Raw genomic sequence first — 21,581 nt, 5'->3', positions numbered from 1 at the left:
GCCTGTTGCCAGCTTCATTGTAGACGATCAGGAATCGTCGGGAAAACTGGAAATATTTCATGCGCATCACGCTGCAAAACCGTACGTTCAGCGAAATTTGTGTTGGTGATACAGCATCGCTGACCCGTACCCTGACCCGGGAAGATGCTGAAGTATTCGCAATTATGTCTTCTGATCATAACCCCACACATCTTGATGATGCATGGGCTGCAAAGCTTCTGAAGAACGGTAAGGTCAGCGGACATAGCATGTGGGCAGGTTCCCTGTTCTCGTCTCTTCTTGGCAATGAACTTCCCGGCCCCGGGACTGTGTACCGGGAGCAAACACTGCGCTTCCTCAGGGCAGTGGAATTGGGTGACACTCTGACCTTGACGCTGACGGCAACGGAAAAGAGGGAAGATGAGCATGTCATCGTCTTTCATTGCCAGGGTGTAAACCAACGCCATGAAATGGTTGTGGAGGGTTACGCAACGGTAGAAGCGCCGATTGAGAAAGTGACTGTTTCAGCAGACCCACTTCCTGAAATAACGGTACGGCGGCGCAGCCATGTGTTCAGCCGGCTCCTAGAAACCACGCAAGCAACCGAACCCGTCAAGGTTGCTGTATGTCATCCCTGTGACGAGGTATCCTTGACCGGGGCCATGGATGCGGCAAGGCACGGCGTGATTACCCCTGTTCTGGTTGGGCCATCAAAACGGATCCGTTCTATTGCACGGGAATTTGGCATCAATATTGATGGCTGCCGGATCATCGATACAGAACACTCCCACGCATCCGCATCTACAGCTGTCGGCCTGTGTCGAACAGGCGAATGCGAAGCGCTGATGAAGGGAAGCCTTCATACAGATGAACTGATGCACGAAGTGGCCAAAGGTGATACGGGCCTGCGCACCGGACGACGGATCAGTCACGTTTATATTATTGATACGCCAGCCTATCCCAAGCCCCTGTTTATTACGGATGCTGCTATCAATATCTATCCATCGCTGCAAGACAAGGCCGATATCTGCCAGAATGCCATCGATCTTGTGCGCGTCATGGGAGTGGAGCAGCCTTTGGTCGCCATTTTGTCGGCTGTCGAAACGGTATACCCGAAAATCACGTCAACCATCGAAGCCGCTGCACTGTGCAAAATGGCAGACCGTGGTCAAATTCGTGGCGGAATCCTGGATGGACCCTTGGCATTTGACAACGCTATTTCCAGCGAGGCCGCCCGCATCAAGAACATTAGCAGCCCGGTTGCAGGCAATGCCGATATCCTTCTGGTCCCGGATCTGGAGGCCGGCAACATGCTGGCCAAACAGCTGTGCTATCTGGCTGAGGCTGAAGCAGCCGGCGTTGTTCTGGGGGCAAGGGTCCCCATTATCCTGACCAGCAGGGCCGATAGCGCCAAGGCACGTCTGGCATCCTGTGTGGTCGCGGCACGCTATGCCCAAGCCCGCCGCACAGGAAAACAAAAACTCGTGACGGGGGTTGGCTAGATCATGACTGAAGAAGGTATCCTGGTTCTCAACGCGGGTTCATCTTCGGTCAAGTTCACGGTCTTTGCGTTGGCTGGCCGTTCCCTTGCACCAAAACTCCACGGACAGGTTGAAGGAATAGGAACCGGTATTACACGCCGCCTTGTTGCCCGGAACCGTTCTGGTGAACCAGTTGCCGACGAGCCGTGGCCTTCCGGAACACACCAAGACATTCTGCAACACCTGATCAACTGGATTCACGCAACAGAGGGAAATAAGCTGCATCTGCGGGCTGCCGGACACAGGGTTGTACACGGTGGTATGCTCCATGATGCCCCTGTACGGGTAACACCCGCTATTCTGGAGCAGTTGCGGGTGTTTGTTCCCTTGGCCCCGCTGCATCAACCCCACAACCTTGCCCCCATCGAAACTCTGGCAAAGCTTTATCCCGAGCTTCCGCAGATTGCCTGTTTTGATACCGCCTTCCATCGTCATAAACGTCCGGAAGCATCATTGGTTGGCCTACCCCGACGCTATCTGGATGCCGGGATCAAGCGCTACGGCTTTCACGGGCTTTCTTACGAATACATTGCAGGCCGCCTTACTGAATTGGACCCGACACGAGCCAAGGGACGGGTTATTGCCGCGCACCTAGGCAGTGGTGCCAGCATGTGCGCCATGAAAGACGGGGTTGCCATTGATTCCTCCATGGGCTTTACAGCCGTGGATGGGCTGATGATGGGCACGCGCCCCGGCTCCCTAGACCCGGGGATCATCCTGCACCTTTTGCAGCAAGAGAAACTGGATGTACCGGCACTGGAGAAACTGCTGTACCGGGAATCCGGGCTGCTCGGCGTTTCCGGTGGCCTGTCAAATGACATGAGAATACTCTTGGACAGTGATTCTCCGGCAGCACAGGAAGCCATTGATTTGTTCGTATACAGGGCTGCCAAGGAAATCGGGGCCCTTGCGGTAACCATTGGCGGGCTTGATGTCCTAGTTTTCACAGCCGGCATTGGCGAGCGCTCTGCCGAAATCCGCAAGAGGATCTGCGCCTTGGTGTCATGGATGGGAATCAAGCTGGACCCCGCGGCGAATACAACCCATGCCCTGCGCATCAGCACCGATGACAGCCCCATTGCTGTCTGGGCCATTCCTACCGACGAAGAGCTGATGATCGCTCGCCATACGGCCCGCTTGATAGAACACGCACCGTGATCATGACCGGGGCTTGCCCTCGTCATCTTTCACGGTCAAATATACGCTTTGCTTTTCCAATCCACAGATGCTGGTGCTTATGCTTGCCGTTCTTTCTCCGGCCAAAAACCTGGACTTCTCAACCCCTCCCCTCTATTTGCCCCAGACACGGCCTGTTCTGGCCGAAGATACAGCCATACTGGCCAAACGGGCACAACGCCTGACCCCGGATGACTTGCGTCGGCTTATGAAGCTTTCCGATCGGCTGGCAGACCTGAACTACGCCCGCTTCCAGCATATGGGCCAAACAGAGAGCATAGAGCAGGCCAAACACGCTGTTCTTGCCTTTGCCGGCGACACATACATTGGCCTGCAAGCCAGCACCATGAACCAGGCCGATCTGGAATGGGCCCAAGACAGGCTGCGTATCCTGTCCGGCCTTTATGGGGTCCTTCGACCGCTGGATGCCATTGAACCCTATCGCCTGGAAATGGGAACCCGTCTAGATAACGAACGGGGGCCGGATTTGTATGCTTTCTGGAAAGGTCGCATCGGGCCACACTTGGACCGGGATGTACAAGCACACCCACAGCCGATTCTCATCAATCTGGCTTCAGCAGAATATTTCAAGGCCGCCGGGACCGAGCTAAAATCCCGTGTCATCACGCCAACCTTTCTCGAGGAAAAGAACGGCAAAAGCCGTGTCATCGGACTGATGGCCAAGCGGGCCCGAGGCATGATGGCCCGTTATATGATTATCAATCGCTTGGAACAGGCCGACGACTTGAAGCGTTTCAATGATGGTGGCTACCGCTTTGTTCCGGATCGCTCGGACACCACGACGTGGGTCTTTTCCCGCCCCCAACCCTGAAAGACCCCGGAGCTTTTGTCATGTTACTTGCCCACACAGACCATGGTCACGATGGAACGCCGCTGATCGTCCTGCACGGCTTATTCGGATCCGGCCGCAACTGGGGATCCATTGCCCGGACCCTGTCCGGTCACGGATACCACGTCTTCTGCCTTGATCTGCCCAATCACGGAAACAGCCCATGGACCGATGGCCCGGTTGACTACATATCCATGGCAAACACCGTCATGGACTGGATGGACAGGCAGGGGCTGCACAAAGCCATTGTGCTCGGCCACTCCATGGGGGGGAAGATCGCCATGACCATGGCCCTTCATCATCCAGAGCGTATCGAGCGCCTTCTAGTCGTCGATATTGCACCCGTCGATTACGGCAGCGCCGAACATCGCACCTATATTCAGGCCATGGAAGCAGTAAACCTTGTTGGCGTCACGCGCCGCGCCGAGGTCGAGGCCCAACTGGCCCACGCCATCCCGGAGGAATCCCTGCGCAAGTTCCTGACCCAAAACCTGGTCACAGATGAAAGCAGGGGACACCTGAAGTGGCAGATCAATCTGCGAACCCTAGATGACAGCATGGACGCCATCCGCGCATTCCCCGCAACCGTTGAAACAACACCGTACAGAAGCCCTGCCCTGTTTCTTGTCGGTGGACAATCAGGCTATGTGACCTCAAGAGGCGAGGCACGCATTCAGGCCCTGTTCCCATATCATGCCCTAGTCCGTATGGACGGGTGCGGGCACTGGCCACATGCTGAAGCCCCGGGAACATTCATTGGCCACGTGCTGGAATTCCTGCAACAGGGATAAGGCCCCAGCACTCTGCTACAGCGTGCCGGGGCCATCATCACGGCCAGCCAGATAACGGCTGGCCGAAACAAGGATGTCACGCTTCCCGACATGGTTGGCAGCGCTGACAATTCCTTCTGTTTCCATTTTCTCGACAATGCGGGCAGCACGGTTATAGCCGATTTGCAGGTGGCGCTGGATAAAGCTGACCGATACTTTCTGCTCGCGCATTACTAGCGCAACCGCCTGGTCATAGGGATCGTCATAGCCCCCCTCACCCAAGGCCGTATTGTCGAAGACAGACCCTGCCCCGTCAGAGGAATCTCCATCCGGATCATCTCCCTCCTCGGTAATGGCGTGCAGGTAATCAGGCTCACCACAGAAGTCCTTGATGTGGCGCACGACACGCTCCACCTCGGCATCTGATACAAAAGGCCCATGCACACGGGTGATCCGTCCGCCTGCTGCCATGTACAGCATATCACCCTGGCCGAGGAGCTGTTCAGCACCCTGCTCGCCCAAGATGGTACGGCTATCAATTTTGCTGGTGACTTGGAACGAGATACGAGTCGGGAAATTGGCCTTGATGGTGCCGGTGATCACATCGACGCTGGGGCGCTGGGTGGCCATGATCAGGTGAATGCCTGCAGCACGGGCCATCTGGGCAAGGCGCTGGATCGTGGCCTCGATCTCCTTGCCAGCAACCAGCATCAAGTCTGCCATTTCGTCAACCACAATCACAATGTAGGGCAATTGTGAGAGATCAACAATCTGATCCTCAAATTCCGGTTCACCGGTCTCACGATCAAAACCAACCTGAACCTTGCGGGTGACCTGCTCCCCCCGTGCGGCCAGATCACGAACCCTTTCGTTGTAACCTTCGATATTCCGCACCCCGACGGCAGCCATGTTGCGATAGCGCGTCTCCATCTCCCGCACTGCCCACTTCAAGGCCACAACGGCTTTCCTTGGATCGGTAACAACCGGAGTCAAGAGATGCGGTATACCGTCGTAGACAGACAGTTCCAGCATCTTGGGATCCACCATGATCAGGCGGCACCGTTCCGGCGACAAACGGTACAGCAGCGACAGAATCATGGTGTTGATGCCAACGGATTTACCAGATCCCGTCGTCCCGGCAATCAGGAGATGGGGCATCCGGGCCAGATCAACGACCACCGGATCCCCACCAATGTCCTTGCCCAGGGCCAACGGCAACCGCCCACCATGTGTCCCGAAAGCTGGGGATTCAAGCATCTCGCGAAGCCAGACGGTCTCCCGTTCCTCGTTGGGCAGCTCAATCCCGATAGCTGAACGCCCAGGAACAACCGCAACACGAGCTGTTACCGCACTCATCGAACGAGCGATGTCATCAGACAGATTAATCACCGTCGAGGACTTGGTCCCCGGCACAGGCTCAAACTCATACAGTGTCACCACGGGTCCGGCCTTGACCTCCATGATCTCGCCGCGAACCTTGAAATTCTTCAGAACGGTCTCCAAGGTCCGCGCATGTTCGGCCAGAACAGTTTCGTCAGCTTCCTCCCCATCGCGCACGGGAGGAGACTGCAGGACGTCAAAGGCAGGGGCATGATAACCATCATCGCTGTCAACTTCATGCGCACACGCAACAGAAACAGGATCATCCGGGATGCTGTATTCCTCTGCATCACCTTCCGTTTCCGGATCCGCTATGTCACACACACCAGCGTCGACAGCCTCACAATCCGCAGACGGCAAAGCAGGCTCAGCTGTCTCCAGACTATCGACAGAAGCGATATCCTCTACATCAGCGACAGGGTTATGACACTCTACGCCAGCCAGAAAGGCAAAGGCGGCAATCACAGCCAAGGCTTCCTCTTCCTGACCCGTCCCATAGACAATGGCAGCCTCGGATCGCCCTGGCCTGTACTCGACATCCCACTCCAGCGCACCATCGGGCCATACATTCTGTACCAAGCGATAGGGTCGGGACTGAAGCGCACACCAAAGATTGAACTCTGCGGCCGTCATCGCGTCCCGCACAATAACTATGTCTTCCCGGCTTGTTGCCTGGTCAGCAGGAAACTGGTCTATGGTCATGCAGCTAGCTCTGAAATATGGGTCAGGGGAAAATGGCTTCAGGAAACCACGGCTCCGGCGGGCGGGGAAAGACGATAAACAGACAACAGCAATTTCTCCACCTGTCCCTCTGCACTGAACAGCGGAAGAACAAGTCGCTCCCAAGCATGATTGCTGTCTTCGGACATACCGCCACAGACACGGGCCAAGGGAATATGCTCCTGTACAACCTGATCGTAATCATCGCAAAGTGCCTGAGCCGGCTCCTCACATGTTGCCTCGTCATCAACAGGACGACCGGTCGGATCAGACCCGAAGACAGACAGCAAACCACGTCCACAATAGCTGTAGGACAACCGCCCATCTTCGTTACGAGCAACATCAACAACAGCTAGATCATCAAGCCAAGGACGCATGGCAGACGGGTCTAGGTTGTCAGCCATGGGAAGTGTCTCATCATCGCACAAACGTAACCAGAACTGGTACAGGTCTTTCAGACAAGGATGACGGAGAACAAGGACAAGACGACTCATCGGTAGGGATTCCGTTGGCAAGGGTCTGAAAGCAAAGGCCGGACCCTATGTGTAGGGTACGCACACCTTGCCTGCAAGAGGCAGTATTATGGATTGTCGGAAGAGTGTGCGTCCAGGGCCTGTGAAAACGCATCGACAAGAGTATCGAACGGCAACATCACCGACCCATGGCGAGACGGCACAACCTCTGCCGGACGCAAGATATCAAGATCAGCCCAGCGCCCACCGGGAAAGACAACATCCTGCCCCTTCAGCATGGCCCTGACCTGATCACGAACAGTCGAGAGATCGGATAAAGAAAGTCCAGGAGCTGCAGATACGACAATCGCCGATGCCGCCGCAGCCAAGGCACAAGCTTGGACATCGTAGCCAAGGGCAGAAAGCTGCCCGGCCGAATCAAGCACAACAGAAAATGTCACCTGACTGCCACACAGCGGGCTGCGGCGCTGCACAACCGCATGCGCAGCATTCACGACAACAGCATCGGTCATCGAGGCCGCCAGCACTTTCATGCGTGCCGAGTAAAGGTCGAGAAGTTCAGGGTCAATCATGTCGGCGAACATCCATTGTGTACATCATCTTGTCCAGTACAAACGCAAGCATCATGATCCTGCACGGCATGCAAAGAAAACACGCATATTACGAAAATACTTGACGGAACTACCTGCATAGATACCGTGAGCCAGAGGCGAAACTGTTACGGGGCCATGCATCATGGGGGAGCCCGGACAGATCGTATAGCATCCAGGGGGGAAGTTATATGTCCGTTACCTTGAAATCACATTATCGTGTGTCACGTGCTTGCCTGTCTCTTGCGCCGGCACTGGCCCTGTCTCTTGCAGCAGGGAATGCAACGGCATCAGGCTTCCAACTGCGGGAACAGGGTTCAGCCGGGCAAGGCAGTTCATTTGCCGGCGCTACTTCAAGCGCACGGGACCTGTCCACAATCTATTTCAATCCAGCCGGGCTGACCCGTCTGTCGGGGCATGCTGCGCAGGCTAATATGTCGTTTGTCATCCCGTCCGCCAAGTTCAAGAACAATGGCTCGACGCTGGCGGGCACTGCTGTACTGGGAAGCAATGACGGCGGTGATGCCGGGGGGCTGGCACTGGTACCGTCGCTGTACGCACTGTACTCCCACAGCAATGACCTGAAATTCGGCTTGGGGATCAATGCACCCTATGGCCTGAAAACAGACTACAAGAGCGGGTGGCAAGGGCGCTTCCATGCCCTGAAGAGCGAGCTGAAAACAATCAACGTCCAGCCCACGGTTGCCTATCGTATCAGCAACTGGGTGTCTGTTGGCGGTGGCATCAACATCCAGAAGGCCGATGCCACATTGAGCCGCGCCATAAACAACACTGCCTTTGGCGGAGCCGGTGAAGGATACACGGAACTCAGCGGTGATGACTGGGCTGTTGGTTACACGATGGGGGCAACCATACAGCCCTTCTCCAACACGCGTCTTGGCATAGCCTACAAGTCACGGATTGAGCACACACTGGAAGGTGATGTAAGATTTTCCAACATGGGGGCGCTTGGCGGAAATACAAATTTTTCCAACACCAAGGGAAGCGTGAAGCTGACCACACCCGACATGCTCAGCCTTGGGATTACCTATAACATTACCCCGGCATGGGCGGTCATGGGTGAAGCCGCATGGACCAACTGGTCCCTGTTTGACGAAACCCGCGTCAAGAAAGCCAATGGCAGTGCAGACACGGTCAATCCGGAGAACTGGGAAGACACGTGGTTCTTCGCCCTTGGCACCAACTATCAGGCCACCGACAAGCTGGATCTGAGCTTTGGTGTTGCCTTTGATGAAGCCCCGGTACCGGATGGATACCGCACTCCGCGCATTCCGGATTCCAACCGGGTCTGGGCCTCGCTAGGGGCAGGTTATGCCATCACCGACAGCATCAACCTGACCGGCGCCTACACCCATATCTGGACCGGCAAGGCACCCATCAGCAAGACCGAAGGGAACCCCGCCGCTCCCGACGTATTGCGGGGCAAATTTGATACATCGGTTAATATTGTCACGCTTGGCCTGACCGCCCGGTTCTGACCTGAAGGATCACCCCTGTCCCAGTATGGGCCGGGGGTGCTTCCTCTTTCTTCAGCGACAGGCATTGTACCGCACCGTGCGCACACGCCGGTCGCTTCTTCCCCGCTCCTCATCGATGCCAAGGGATTCTGCGATGACGCCTGACGTCCAGACAACAGCCGCCCTGTCTTCCCTGTCTGCGGCTGATGTTCGCCACCATACGCCGGATGTAGACTGGGACAGCCCGTTTACTCCGGAACCCTTGTATGCGGCGCTGGACCGTTCCGTGCAAAACTATGGTGATCGTCCCTACCTTCATTTCATGGGACGAACCTGGACCTACCGGGATGCCGCAATCCTAGTTGACCGCACGGCCCGCGGTCTGCAGGACCTAGGAGTAGGCCAAGGCACAAATGTAGGCCTGTTCCTGCCCAATTGCCCTTATTATACCATCGTATACTTTGCCATCCTGAAAGCCGGCGGCACGGTGGTGAATTTCAATCCGCTCTATGTGGAACGTGAAATTGCCAATCAGGTACGCGATGCCGGCGTACAGATCATGGTAACGCTGGACCTGATTCAGCTGTACCCTAAGGTACGCCATGTGCTGGAGCAGAAGGACACCCCGCTCAACCGCATTGTTGTTTGCCCTATGCGCCGTATTTTGCCGCCCCTGAAAGGTTTCCTGTTTGCGGCCTTGAAGCGGGCAGAGGTAGCGCCGGTTGATCATGACGACAAGACAATCTGGTTTGATCACCTTACCAACAATGCCGGGGATTTTCGGCGCATCCCCATCAACCCGATGGAAGACGTCGCTGTCCTGCAGTATACGGGTGGCACTACCGGAATCCCGAAGGGAGCCATGCTGACCCATGCCAACCTGTCGGTAAACTGCCAACAGGCCATACGCTGGTTTCCGGGCGTATGCATGGGGCAGGAAAAGATGCTGTGCGTGATTCCATTCTTTCACGTTCTGGCCATGACGGCCCTGCAAAATCTGGGAACCGCGATCGGGGCCGAACTGGTTCTGCTGCCCCGGTTCGAGCTGAAGGGATTTTTGAAGACTATCAACCAGAGCAAGCCAACCCTGATGGTCGCCGTGCCCACCCTGTTCACCGCCATCCTGAATGCTCCGGATCTATCGCACTATAACCTGTCGTCCCTGCGGGCCTGCATATCCGGCGGGGCGCCGCTACCGGTCGAGGTCAAGCTGCAGTTCGAGAAACTGACCGGCTGCATTGCGGTGGAAGGATATGGCCTGTCCGAAAGCTCTCCTATCGCCACCTGCAATCCGATGGTCGGGATCAACAAGCCGGGGTCCATAGGTATCCCCATGCCCGGCACGCGGATCGAAATCCGCTCCTTGGATGGCAATGACACCCTAATGCCACGAGGGGAAAAAGGCGAGGTATGTGTCATCGGGCCCCAGGTCATGAAAGGGTATTACAACCGCCCTGATGAAACCGCCCGATCCATTCGGGATGGGCGCCTCCATACCGGTGATGTCGGGACCATCGACCAAGATGGGTACGTCTATCTGGTGGACCGGATCAAGGATGTGATTCTGGCCGGCGGGTATAACATATACCCACGTGTCATCGAAGAAGCCCTGTATCTGCATCCGGATGTTGCCGAGGCCGTTTGCATTGCCGTTAACGATCCCTATCGTGGGCAAGCCCCGAAATGCTTCGTACGGCTGCGCGACAAGGCAAGCAACATTACGCCGGAACAATTGAAAGATTTTCTGAGTGACAAGGTGTCGAAGATAGAAATGCCAAAAAGTATAGAAATCCGGGATGAACTGCCCAAGACCCCCGTTGGCAAGCTGTCCAAGAAAGAGCTGGTTGCCGAAGAAGCGGCCAAAGCCGATCAGGAACAACCACCCCTGTAACGGCTTCAAGCTTCTCGCAGGGCCTCAATTGTACACCACATAGACAGGCATTCCTACATCTTGGCTTCAGGCTGGTATCAGCCCAAGAAGCAGACATGCTCCGTGGAGGAAACAGAAATATGGGTATCAGACATGTTGTCATCGCCGGATATGCCCGGTCTCCCTTTCACCTTGCCGGCAAAGGCGGACTGACCAAGGTACGCCCGGAAGATTTGGCAGCACAGGTTGTCAAGGCTCTGGTAAAGCGCAGCGGCGCCAAGCCGGAAGACCTAGAAGATCTGATTGTCGGCAATGCCTTCCCCGAAGGTGAACAAGGCTTCAACATCGCACGGATTATCGGCTTCCTTGCAGAACTGCCACAGGGGATCGGCGCTGTGACCGTCAACCGCTTCTGCGGTTCATCCATGCAAGCCATCCATCAGGCAGCCGGTGCCATACAGCTGGGTGCTGGGGAAGCCTTTCTGTGTGCCGGGGTCGAAAGCATGACCCGTGTTCCGATCATGGGCTTCAATCCCATGCCCCACCCGGAGCTGTACCGCAAAATGCCCCAAGTTTTTGCAAGCATGGGGGATACCGCCGAAAATGTTGCCAAGAAATATCAGATAACACGCAAGGAACAGGAAGAGTTTGCCGTCACCTCGCATGCAAAAGCGGAAAAGGCACGCAAGGCTGGGCTTTTCAAGGATGAGATTGTCAGTATAACGGGGCCAAAGGGTGACGTGGTTGACAGCGATGGCTGCATCCGGGCGGATACCTCGCTGGAAACCCTGTCCAGCCTGAAGCCGGCGTTCAATGCAGAGGGAACCGTGACAGCGGGCACCTCCTCCCCCCTGACCGACGGGGCCGCAGCGGTTCTGGTCTGTTCCGAGGACTATGCCATGAAGCATGGCCTGACCCCGGTTGCCCGGCTGAAGAGCATTGCCGTCTCCGGGTGTGCACCGGAAATCATGGGGATCGGCCCGGTGGAGGCAACCCGCAAAGCCTTGTCCCGTGCGGGACTGGCCGTCAAGGATATCGACGTTGTAGAATTGAACGAGGCTTTTGCCAGCCAGTCCCTCGCCTGTATCCGCGATTTGGGACTAAGCCCGAAATCGATTAACCTTGATGGCGGGGCCATTGCCTTGGGGCACCCCTTGGGGGCAACCGGTGCCCGTATTGTCGGAAAGGCTGCCAGCGTCTTGAAACGCGAAGGCGGCAAATACGCCCTGGCGACACAGTGCATCGGCGGCGGCCAGGGCATTGCCACCATCCTTGAAGCCATATCCTGACACCACGGGGAGAAACACCAGATGGCAACCCCGATCAACAAGGTAGCGGTCATCGGAGCCGGCGTCATGGGGGCCGGCATTGCGGCTCATATTGCCAATGCCGGTATTCCCGTTGTGTTGCTGGACATCGTTCCAGCCGATGCGGAAAACCGGAACGTCATCGCCGAAACCGCTGTCCAGAAAATGTTGAAGGCAGACCCGGCACCCTTCATGACCAAAGGATGCGCCAGAAACATCCAGACCGGCAATCTGGAAGATGACCTGCCGCGGCTGGCCGACTGTGACTGGATTATCGAAGCCGTTGTCGAACGGCTGGATATCAAGCAGGACCTGTACCGGAAACTGGATAGCGTACGCAAGAAGGGCTGCATTGTCTCTTCCAACACGTCAACCATTCCGCTGGAAAGCCTGACCAAAGGCCTTTCTGATGCCTTTGCCCGTGATTTCTGCATCACGCACTTTTTCAATCCGCCACGGTACATGCGGCTGCTGGAAGTCGTGCGCGGCCCACAAACAAGGGCGGAGGCGATTGATGCCGTATCCACGTTCTGCGATCTGAAGCTGGGCAAATCCGTTGTTCACTGCCAGGATCGACCGGGCTTTATCGGCAACCGCCTTGGCATTCTCTGGATACTGGCTGCCGTTGTCGAAGCGATGGACAACGATATCAGTATCGAAGAAGCCGATGCCATTCTCGGACGCCCATTCGGCATTCCCAAAACCGGGGTTTTCGGGTTGATGGATCTGGTCGGCTTGGACCTGATGCCGCACATCCTTCAGTCCATGCTGTCCCTGCTGCCCAAAACCGATGCCTTCCATGTTATCAACCGCGACCTTGCGCTGATCCGAACCATGATTGCCGATGGCTATACTGGCCGAAAAGGCAAAGGGGGCTTTTACCGGATCAACCGGACTGGTACGGAAAAGATCAAGGAAGGCATCGACCTGAAAACTGGACAGTACCGGGTTTCGGCCAAGCCGCAGCTGGCCTCGCTTGATGCTGCAAAAGAAGCCGGAAAGAAGGCCGGTCAGGTTCTTCTGTCCCACCCGGACAAAGGGGGACGATACGCACGGCGGGTTATGGCGCGCACATTGTCCTATGCCGCATCTCTGATACCAGACGTTACCGCATCGGTTGATGACATCGATGAAGCCATGCGCCTTGGCTATAACTGGAAATTCGGCCCGTTCCAGCTCGCTGACCAGATAGGCCCCGATGCGCTGATCGCCATCCTCAAACAGGAAGGCATGCCGGTTCCCGCCTTTCTGGAGACAGCATCGGGCAAGAGCTTTTACCAGATTGAGAACGGACGGCGGATGGCCCTGTCTCCAGACGGGTCATGGAAAGAGCTGGCACGTCCGGATGGTGTCGTTCTTCTGGAGGATATCAAGCGTACGGCAAAGCCACTGCTGAAGAATGGCTCGGCCTCGCTGTGGGATATCGGTGACGGCGTTGCCTGTCTGGAATTCACCTCCAAAATGAATTCCCTGGATCCTGAAATCCTGAAAATGATCAGCCAGACGGTTCGCTTCATTCCCAAAAACGGCTTCAAGGCTCTTCTGGTGTACAACGAAGGCTCCAATTTCTCGGTTGGTGCCAATCTTGGTCTGGCTATTTTTGCAGCCAATATCGCAGCCTGGCCCATGATTGAAGAGATGGTGGAAAACGGTCAGAAAGCCTATATGGCCCTAAAACGTGCCCCGTTCCCGGTTGTCGGAGCGCCGTCGGGCATGGCACTGGGAGGTGGGTGTGAAATCCTTCTGCATTGTGATGCCGTACAAGCCCATGCAGAAACCTATATGGGCCTGGTTGAAGTCGGGGTTGGCCTGATTCCTGGCTGGGGTGGCTGCAAGGAAATGCTGCACCGTTTGAGTATCCATCCAGCCCTGCCCAAGGGACCAATGCCGCCGGTAGCAAAAGCCTTTGAGACCATTTCCACCGCAACCGTGGCCAAGTCTGCCATGGAGGCCAAGGAACGTGGCTTCTTGAGGGATAGTGACGGCATTACCATGAACCGTTACCGCCTGCTGGCCGATGCCAAGGCAAAAGCCTTGGCCATGGTTCAGGGTTATAAACCGGCAGAGCCCATCGAACTCAAACTGCCGGGTGAAACCGGGAAGGTTGCCATGGAAATGGCGCTGGGCCAGTTCCGCCGCATGGGCAAGGCAACACCGTACGACGAAGTGGTCTCCCTGGAACTGGCAAACATCCTGTCCGGCGGAGAAACGGATCACACCGAAACCCTGACAGAAGACAATATTCTTGCGCTGGAACGGTCCTCTTTCATGCGGCTGGTACGCCAGAAAGGCACACTGGACCGGGTCGAGCACATGCTGCTGACCGGCAAGCCCCTGCGCAACTGACAAGCTGAAGGAAAAACGCCATGGCCGCTCCCTACAAGGCCCCCCTGCGTGAGATGCGCTTTGTCCTGCACGAGCTTTTTGACGGTGGTGCACTGCACACCCTACCAGGCTATGAAGACATGACACCGGATGTCCTAGACGCCGTGCTGGAAGAAGCTGCGAAGTTCTGCGAGCAGGTTCTCTACCCTCTCAACCGCTCCGGTGACGAGGAAGGCTGCACCTATGAAAACGGGGTGGTACGAACACCCTCGGGCTTCCGTGATGCTTATCGGGCATTCTGCGAGGCTGGATGGGCGGCCATTGCCTGCTCTCCGGACTATGGGGGCCAGGGCATGCCCAAGCTGGTCAACAGCTTGGTGGAAGAGATGATATGCTCGTCAAGCCTCAGCTTTGGCATGTACCCCGGCCTGACCCATGGCGCGTATGTCTCGCTGTCGGCCTATGGCACGGAAGAACAGAAAAACGTTTATCTTCCGAAGCTGGTCTCCGGTGAATGGTCAGGAACCATGTGCCTGACCGAACCGCATTGCGGAACAGACCTGGGCATGATCCGCACCAAGGCTGACCCCAACCCGGACGGCAGCTATCGCATTACGGGCACCAAGATTTTTATCTCGGCCGGCGAACATGACCTGAGCGAGAACATTATCCACCTGGTTCTGGCCAAACTGCCCGGAGCACCTGAGGGTGCAAGGGGCATTTCCCTGTTTGTGGTACCGAAATTCCTGCCGGACCCGGCCGGAAACCCGGGCCAGCGCAACGGTGTCATGTGCGGTTCGATTGAACACAAGATGGGGATCAAGGCATCTGCAACCTGCGTCATGAACTTTGATGATGCAACCGGGTGGCTGGTAGGAGAACCACATAAAGGCATGCGAGCCATGTTCACGATGATGAACACTGAACGGCTGGCCGTTGGTGTCCAGGGGCTTGGGCTGGGCGAAGCATCATACCAAGGGGCAGTGGCCTATGCCCGCGACCGGATTCAGGGGCGCGCCCTGAATGGTGCCAAAAAGCCCGAAGCCAAGGCTGATCCCATTCTGGTTCATCCTGATGTCCGCAAGATGCTGCTGACCCAGCGTGCGACCATGGAAGGATCACGCGCTTTGGTGGCCTGGGTTTCCCATGCACTGGATCTGGCAACCGCACATCCGGACCCAGATGTGCGCCAAGAAGCGGATGATCTGGTGGCCCTGATGACCCCTATCGTCAAAGCCCTGATCACCGACCTGGGGTCGGAGGCAACTAACCTGGGCGTTCAGGTCTACGGCGGACATGGCTATATTCGTGAATGGGGCATGGAACAATACGTCCGCGATGCACGCATCGCCCAGATTTACGAAGGTACCAATGGTATCCAGGCCCTGGATCTGGTCGGACGCAAGATGCCCGCTTTCGCTGGACGTTACCTGCGGCGTTTCTTTCACCCGGTATCCGACTACATCGCCGCCAAAGGCGAAGATGAGGCTATGGAAGAATTTGTTGCCCCGCTGGCCAAGGCATTCACGCGCCTGCAACAAGCCACAGGTTTTATCGCACAAAAGGCCATGGCCAACCGTGATGAAGCCGGCGCGGCATCGTCTGATTTCCTGCGGCTCTTTGGCCTGACAGCCATTGCCTATCTGTGGTGTCGCAGTGTTGATGTTGCACGCGATAAACTGGCTACGGGTACCAACGGAGATGCCGCATTCTACGAGGCCAAGATTGCCACGGCCCGTTTCTTCATGCAGCGGGTTCTGCCACAGACGGGTGCCCTGTTTTCCGGGCTGATGAGCGGTGCCTCAAGCATGATGGACTTCCCCGACGACGCCTTCTAGGATACTCCTTTCCTGTCCGTCTTTTGTTCCTTAACCACGCACAAAAGACGGACCATCTCCTCAGGCAGGCCACACACGATGACTCTCTGGCTGCGTTTCCTGTGGCTTCTGGTATGTGTCTGGTTCCGGCCACGGCTGGGCTTTACCGAAACCTCGGTCCTGAAGGGTCGGGTTTGGCCATCGGATGTTGACCTGAATATTCACATGAACAACGCGCACTATGCTGCGATCATGGATCTTGGCCGGATCGACCTGATGATGCGCTGTGGCATGTGGAAGCTGATCCTGAAAAACAAGCTGCAGGCAATGGTCGGGGCCCAGATGCTACGCTATCGCAAGGGATTGCGGCCTTTTCAGCCGTTCCAGCTTGAAACACGGCTTGTGTGCTGGGATGATCGCTGGCTGTGGATCGAGCAGAAGTTCGTGACCCGCAAGGGCGTTGTGGCCTGTATTGCCATGGTCAAAACCTGCTTTGTCGACGCGGCCGGCGTTGTAGACCCCAGTCACATTGCCACAATGCTTGGCGCCGATTCAGGGTTTCTTCCTCCGCTTCCACATTGGATTGAGAGCTGGAATGATGTTGAAGTTGGTGCCTTGGAACGCAAGGCCTGATCAAGCGGTACGCTTTTTCCAGACAACAACAGACGATGGATTCTCCGGCTGGGCAAAGGATGCATTGAGAGCCACACCGGTTATCGTGATGGCCTGTTCGCGCACAGCATGTTCCAGGCACGCCCACATGTTCAGGTTATAATCCTTGAGGCGGATAAAGGCGTTGTGCGCATGATGGACATCACTCCACGCGCTTCTGGGGACTGCCTGAAAACCGAATGGTTCGATATGGACACCGGTGATGTCCTCCGAAGAATCTGCAAGATTAACAAAGAAATCCAACGGTAACTTCTCAACCTGCTCAAGGGAGTGGCAGCTAAAAACCAGCACCTTGTCCTTACTGGAAATAAAAGGAAAAGATGCCAAGCGGTGATCGGTAAAAACGGTTTGAATCGGGGTGAGATCCGGAAAACTGGCATTGAAGAACTCCATGGCGTCCCGTCCGGATTGGGTATACTCGGCACCGATAAGGGCAAGATCAGGCCGCCGTAGGTGATGGCGCAGCTCCATCAGGTTACGACCATAACCAGCACCAAGCTCTACAATGGCTTTGACCCCATCATCGCAATGCTGCACGACCGCAGCGAGTATCTGATTAAAGCTGTACGATGGTGCGGATAGGCTTTGCTGATTGCTGTCAGGATTTGGAACCAGCCTTACAACACCGTTAAGGTACAAAGTACCATCGCCTGTCGGGGAAGGCAGTTTCTCTACACCAAAGGTAAACTGTTGCTCCAAATTAACGAGGCAAGCCATAATATCAAACGGCGTCTTGGCTCCTCCCTCTAGGGCCTGACGAAAAACCTCCAGCCGCGCAGCCCACACGATTTCATAAAAGTTCTGGTTTGTGTACGGGATAGGCTGCGTAATTTCCACTTTGATAGCCTTATAATGCACGGCACTATCCCCCCCTCTGTTCATCTCTTGTGGGGAACAGTGTCCACGGATCTGGTTAAAAAATCCTGTTGTACAGCCAAGGTATTATGCAAACGTCTTGCTTTCCGGGCCATACCGGGTATATCGCTGCCGACCATGATGACAAACCCGATGACAGAAACGCAGGACCAGCTTGAGGATGTTGCACGCCGCTATGCCGTGCGCACGACCCCTTTCCTTGAACGTCAACTGGCTGATATGCCGGCAGACAGCCCTTTAGCCCGACAATTCCGACCCTCTGTCAAGGAACTGATTACAAGCCCCGATGAACTGGCTGACCCGATCGGCGACAACCTGAAGAGCCCGGTAGCAGGGATCGTACATCGTTACCCGGACCGGGTTCTTCTCAAGCCAGTACACGTCTGCGCAGCCTACTGCCGCTTCTGTTTCCGCCGCGAGGTTGTCGGGCCAGGCTCTGAAAGCCTGAATGATGAAGAGCTTGAGAAAGCCTTGTCCTATGTTGCAAAGCACACGGAACTACGCGAGGTCATACTGACAGGCGGAGACCCTCTGCTGCTGTCACCCCGGCGCCTGCACTACATCCTTGGCACATTGGACCGAATGGATCATATCGAACTGGTTCGCTTCCATACGCGCCTGCCCATCCATGACCCCAAGCGCATTACACCAGACCTTGTTACCGCATTGACTTCCCCGGACAGGGCCACCGTCTGGGTTGCTATTCACGTCAACCACGCCGATGAGTTTGCCCCCGAAGTCTGCCATGCCGTTGCAAGCCTGAGCAAAGCGGGGATTCCGCTTGTTTCACAGACTGTGCTTCTGAAAGACGTCAATAACAACGTGGACGCATTAGAGGCCCTGTTTCGTGCCTGCCTGCGCAACAGGATCAAACCCTACTACCTTCACCACCCTGACATGGCCAAGGGAACCAACCACTTCCGGCTGGAAATAGAGGAGGGGCGCGCCCTTCTGAAAGCCTTACGCGGACGCCTGACGGGAATCGCCCTGCCACACTATATCCTAGATCGTCCCGGCGCCTTGGGTAAGGTTCCACTTGGCCCCAGCTGGCCAGAGGACTGGGCAGACTCCCAAGCCTAGGGAATGCCGTCCCACCCACATGCCTTCAAGGCATTTTGCATATGCTCTGGCGGGGGGGCCTCTACAAAAATCGGTGGCTTTTCAGCATACAGGGGAATACGGACCGAACGGGCATGAAGATGCATACGGACTCGCTGCCCCGCATCACCATAGACCCGGTCACCCAACAGCGGAGCACCAATGTGCGCCATGTGCACCCGAATTTGGTGGGTACGCCCTGTTCTGGGGCGGCATTCAATCCATGCCAGCCCCTCCGAGGAACGCCCAAGAACCCGATATTCGGTCACAGAAGGCTGCCCGCCGGCTGGATCCACAACCATTTTCCAACCGCCAGCAGGAGTCAGCTTGCTCAAGGGCTGGTCTACAATACCTGCACCAACCTCTGGAATTCCCGTTGTGACAGCCCAATAGACCTTACCAACAACCCCCTGCTGAAACAGTTTGCCCATCCGCCGCAACCCCTTGTGATGACGGCCCAAGATCAGGCATCCGGATGTATCCCGATCCAGGCGGTGGGCCAAAGAAGGTGGGCGCGGGTGTTCAAAACACAAATAGCGGAAATAATCCTCGACCGTATCACCGCCCCCTGGCCCGGCATGAACCGGCATTCCAGCAGGTTTATCAAGAACCAGAACAAGTCGGTCCCGGTAAAGAACACGTTGTTTGGCTTCATCGGGGGTCATGGTTTGGTCCATCCTGCGAACACGAGGCACCCGTCAGAATCAAGAAACACGGCAACGCTTCTGATCACGGAACAGCCCAAAGAAAAAGTAATAAAAAAGGCGCCTTTTCATTTGAAAAGGAGCCTCTCCCGCTTGTGCGCTTGGCGTCCCCACGGGGATTCGAACCCCGGTCGCCGCCGTGAAAGGGCGGTGTCCTAGGCCTCTAGACGATGGGGACGTCGTGGGCACGGCGGGTTTGTAGCCGTCCGCACCGGAACAATCAAGCCTTATTTTTCAGAGGATAACATTTTTTCTGCATGAATTTACTAAAAGGCGATCTATTTAATTAATTGCAATCAAAGGATATGTAAAAGGCTTGCGACTCTCAGTAACTTTCTCAAAGAATCAGAAAAAATCAGAAATATGCAAACAAAGTGAACTCATAAAACTCTTTTTTAATCAACATCATGGCCGCGATAGCGCTTTTTTAGACCTGCGTCATAAAAGTCTCGCTTTCGCAGAATGAATTGCTATGGTTCTGGTGCCCTGCCGGAGACGGCTAGACACATGACGGTGACCAATTCTGAACATGGCAGAATTCCGCCGCCTAGATCCATGGGGACATGGCGCCTGTCTTTCTAGGTTGTGGCACACAAAGCGAATGATTGAGTCAACGATTTAGGTGACACTTATGGATATTTGGCGCAGCCTCCTTGGAATGGCCGTACTCCTGTTGATCGGCTTGGCCATTTCCAATAACCGCCGTGCGATCAGGCCTAGGGTTGTTGTTGCAGCCTTGCTTTGCCAGATTGCTATTGGGGCACTGGTTCTGTTTGTGCCTTTCGGCAAGGATATCTTGGCTGCTGCAGCAAATGGCGTAAACCATGTTCTGGATTACGGTCACGAAGGCGCTGCTTTTCTGTTCGGCGGCCTTGTTGACAGCAAAATGTTTGTGCTGTTCGGCGACAGCGGCTTTGTCTTTGCCTTCCGCGTCCTCAGCGCCATCATTTTTGTAACCGCCCTTGTTTCAGTGCTCTACTATATCGGGCTGATGAAGTGGTTTGTAATCATACTGGGCACCCTGTTCCACAAGGTGATTGGCGTATCCAGACTGGAATCCTTCTCGGCTGTCACCACTATTTTTGTTGGCCAAAGCGAAATGCCAGCCGTCGTCAAACCCTTCATCAACCGCATGAACGGGGCGGAACTGTTTACGGTCATGTCGAGCGGCATGGCCGCCGTTGCCGGCTCGGTACTGGCGGGATACGCCGGCATGGGCGTCAAGATGGAATACCTGCTGGCGGCTTCGTTCATGGCTATTCCCGGTGGCCTTTTGTTCGCAAAAATCATTCATCCGGATACTGAACCCAGCCAGGTTGAATTCAACGAAATTCACTTTGACGAGAAACGCCCGACAAACATCATCGAGGCCGCAGCCTCTGGCGTATTGGTCGGCTTGCAGATTGCGCTGAATGTCGGTGCCATGCTGATCGCTTTCATTGCCCTGATCGCACTGTGCAATGGTGCCGTGGGTGGTTTCTTCGGCCTTTTTGGTCATCCGGAATGGAATCTGGAATTCCTGATGGGGGCGGCTTTCTCCCCCTTGGCCTGGATGATTGGCGTACCGTGGCAGGATGCACAGATTGCCGGTAACTTCATCGGCCAGAAAATGATCATTAATGAATTTGTGGCCTACAGCCAGCTGTCCGCCTATCTCAAAGATGCCGGAACCGTTGCAGCCAGCGGCCTGCAGGCTCTGGATCCACGGACCATTGCCATTGTTTCCTTTGCCCTGTGCGGCTTTGCCAACTTCGCTTCCATTGCGATCCTCGCCGGTGGCTTTGCGGCTGTAGCGCCCGAACGCCGTTCAGAGGTCACACGGTATGGTCTTCGGGTTGTAACAGCCGGCACGTTGTCCAACCTTATGAGCGCCACAATTGCCGGTATATTCTTGTCGCTCTAATTTCAGCTGTCCCGCAGGCTGCCTGACAGGGTAGACCTGCGGGACTTTCACG

Annotated in this window: 17 protein-coding genes and 1 tRNA gene; 12 read left to right on the top strand and 6 right to left on the bottom strand. The window is 55.8% G+C overall.

The window, feature by feature from the left end; all coding sequences use genetic code 11:
• The first annotated feature begins 59 nt into the window (after positions 1-59).
• The 4 genes from AY555_RS07205 to AY555_RS07190 all read left to right on the top strand — a co-directional run bounded on the left by AY555_RS07205 (position 60) and on the right by AY555_RS07190 (position 4,337).
• Entirely contained in the window at positions 60-1,481 is a 1,422-nt protein-coding gene (locus AY555_RS07205; RefSeq protein WP_066135171.1) for a bifunctional enoyl-CoA hydratase/phosphate acetyltransferase, read from the top strand.
• Between the two features lie 3 nt (positions 1,482-1,484).
• Complete coding sequence (locus tag AY555_RS07200) at positions 1,485-2,678, top strand: acetate/propionate family kinase (RefSeq protein ID WP_066135169.1); 1,194 nt, start codon at positions 1,485-1,487, stop codon at positions 2,676-2,678.
• A gap of 79 nt (positions 2,679-2,757) precedes the next feature.
• Complete coding sequence (gene yaaA / locus AY555_RS07195; protein WP_066135166.1) at positions 2,758-3,528, top strand: peroxide stress protein YaaA; 771 nt, start codon at positions 2,758-2,760, stop codon at positions 3,526-3,528.
• A 20-nt stretch (positions 3,529-3,548) separates the two neighbouring features.
• Complete coding sequence (locus AY555_RS07190; RefSeq protein ID WP_066135164.1) at positions 3,549-4,337, top strand: alpha/beta fold hydrolase; 789 nt, start codon at positions 3,549-3,551, stop codon at positions 4,335-4,337.
• Positions 4,338-4,352: 15 nt separating this feature from the next.
• Here the strand turns inward: AY555_RS07190 and AY555_RS07185 are convergent, their stop codons facing one another.
• The 3 genes from AY555_RS07185 to AY555_RS07175 form a co-directional block, all read right to left on the bottom strand.
• Positions 4,353-6,329 (bottom strand): DNA translocase FtsK, encoded by a 1,977-nt coding sequence (locus AY555_RS07185; protein ID WP_407646304.1) that lies wholly within the window; start codon positions 6,327-6,329, stop codon positions 4,353-4,355.
• A gap of 107 nt (positions 6,330-6,436) precedes the next feature.
• Positions 6,437-6,910 (bottom strand): PAS domain-containing protein, encoded by a 474-nt coding sequence (locus tag AY555_RS07180; RefSeq protein WP_066135160.1) that lies wholly within the window; start codon positions 6,908-6,910, stop codon positions 6,437-6,439.
• Between the two features lie 86 nt (positions 6,911-6,996).
• Positions 6,997-7,461 carry an iron-sulfur cluster assembly scaffold protein gene (locus tag AY555_RS07175; RefSeq protein WP_156483326.1) on the bottom strand — a complete coding sequence of 155 codons (465 nt, stop codon included), beginning with the start codon at positions 7,459-7,461 and terminating at the stop codon, positions 6,997-6,999.
• A 209-nt stretch (positions 7,462-7,670) separates the two neighbouring features.
• Between AY555_RS07175 and AY555_RS07170 the strand changes: the two genes are divergently transcribed.
• The 6 genes from AY555_RS07170 to AY555_RS07145 all read left to right on the top strand — a co-directional run bounded on the left by AY555_RS07170 (position 7,671) and on the right by AY555_RS07145 (position 16,909).
• A complete protein-coding gene (locus tag AY555_RS07170; protein ID WP_066135156.1) occupies positions 7,671-8,978 on the top strand; it encodes an OmpP1/FadL family transporter in 1,308 nt (435 codons plus the stop codon).
• A 133-nt stretch (positions 8,979-9,111) separates the two neighbouring features.
• Positions 9,112-10,848 carry a long-chain-fatty-acid--CoA ligase gene (locus AY555_RS07165; protein WP_082811909.1) on the top strand — a complete coding sequence of 579 codons (1,737 nt, stop codon included), beginning with the start codon at positions 9,112-9,114 and terminating at the stop codon, positions 10,846-10,848.
• Between the two features lie 125 nt (positions 10,849-10,973).
• Positions 10,974-12,116: a thiolase family protein gene (locus AY555_RS07160; protein WP_066136758.1), complete on the top strand. Its 1,143-nt coding sequence runs from the start codon at positions 10,974-10,976 to the stop codon at positions 12,114-12,116.
• 21 nt (positions 12,117-12,137) lie between these two features.
• The gene (locus AY555_RS07155; protein ID WP_066135154.1) at positions 12,138-14,480 is read left to right on the top strand and encodes a 3-hydroxyacyl-CoA dehydrogenase/enoyl-CoA hydratase family protein; all 2,343 of its coding nucleotides are present in this window, start codon (positions 12,138-12,140) and stop codon (positions 14,478-14,480) included.
• Between the two features lie 20 nt (positions 14,481-14,500).
• Entirely contained in the window at positions 14,501-16,297 is a 1,797-nt protein-coding gene (locus tag AY555_RS07150; protein ID WP_066135152.1) for an acyl-CoA dehydrogenase C-terminal domain-containing protein, read from the top strand.
• Positions 16,298-16,375: 78 nt separating this feature from the next.
• Positions 16,376-16,909: a thioesterase family protein gene (locus tag AY555_RS07145; protein WP_066135150.1), complete on the top strand. Its 534-nt coding sequence runs from the start codon at positions 16,376-16,378 to the stop codon at positions 16,907-16,909.
• Here AY555_RS07145 and AY555_RS07140 read toward each other — a convergent pair whose 3' ends face one another.
• Positions 16,910-17,806, bottom strand: a complete 897-nt coding sequence (locus AY555_RS07140) for a hypothetical protein (protein WP_066135147.1) — start codon at positions 17,804-17,806, stop codon at positions 16,910-16,912.
• Positions 17,807-17,956: 150 nt separating this feature from the next.
• Between AY555_RS07140 and AY555_RS07135 the strand changes: the two genes are divergently transcribed.
• On the top strand, positions 17,957-18,904 hold the full coding sequence (locus AY555_RS07135) for a lysine-2,3-aminomutase-like protein (protein ID WP_245176900.1): 948 nt from the start codon (positions 17,957-17,959) through the stop codon (positions 18,902-18,904).
• Here AY555_RS07135 and AY555_RS07130 read toward each other — a convergent pair.
• Both AY555_RS07130 and AY555_RS07125 read right to left on the bottom strand, forming a co-directional pair.
• Complete coding sequence (locus AY555_RS07130) at positions 18,901-19,587, bottom strand: RluA family pseudouridine synthase (RefSeq protein WP_066135145.1); 687 nt, start codon at positions 19,585-19,587, stop codon at positions 18,901-18,903. The two genes, AY555_RS07135 and AY555_RS07130, sit on opposite strands and share 4 nt — an antisense overlap.
• A 141-nt stretch (positions 19,588-19,728) precedes the next feature.
• Positions 19,729-19,804 (bottom strand) — tRNA-Glu (locus AY555_RS07125).
• Between the two features lie 480 nt (positions 19,805-20,284).
• On the opposite strand from AY555_RS07125, the gene AY555_RS07120 reads away from it, so the two are divergent.
• Entirely contained in the window at positions 20,285-21,529 is a 1,245-nt protein-coding gene (locus tag AY555_RS07120; RefSeq protein ID WP_245176899.1) for a NupC/NupG family nucleoside CNT transporter, read from the top strand.
• The last annotated feature ends 52 nt before the right edge of the window (positions 21,530-21,581 follow it).

Source organism: Haematospirillum jordaniae (assembly GCF_001611975.1).
Lineage (GTDB): Bacteria > Pseudomonadota > Alphaproteobacteria > Rhodospirillales > Rhodospirillaceae > Haematospirillum > Haematospirillum jordaniae.
The sequence above is the reverse complement of the archived record's forward strand: the minus strand, read 5'-3'. Positions and strand labels throughout refer to the sequence as shown.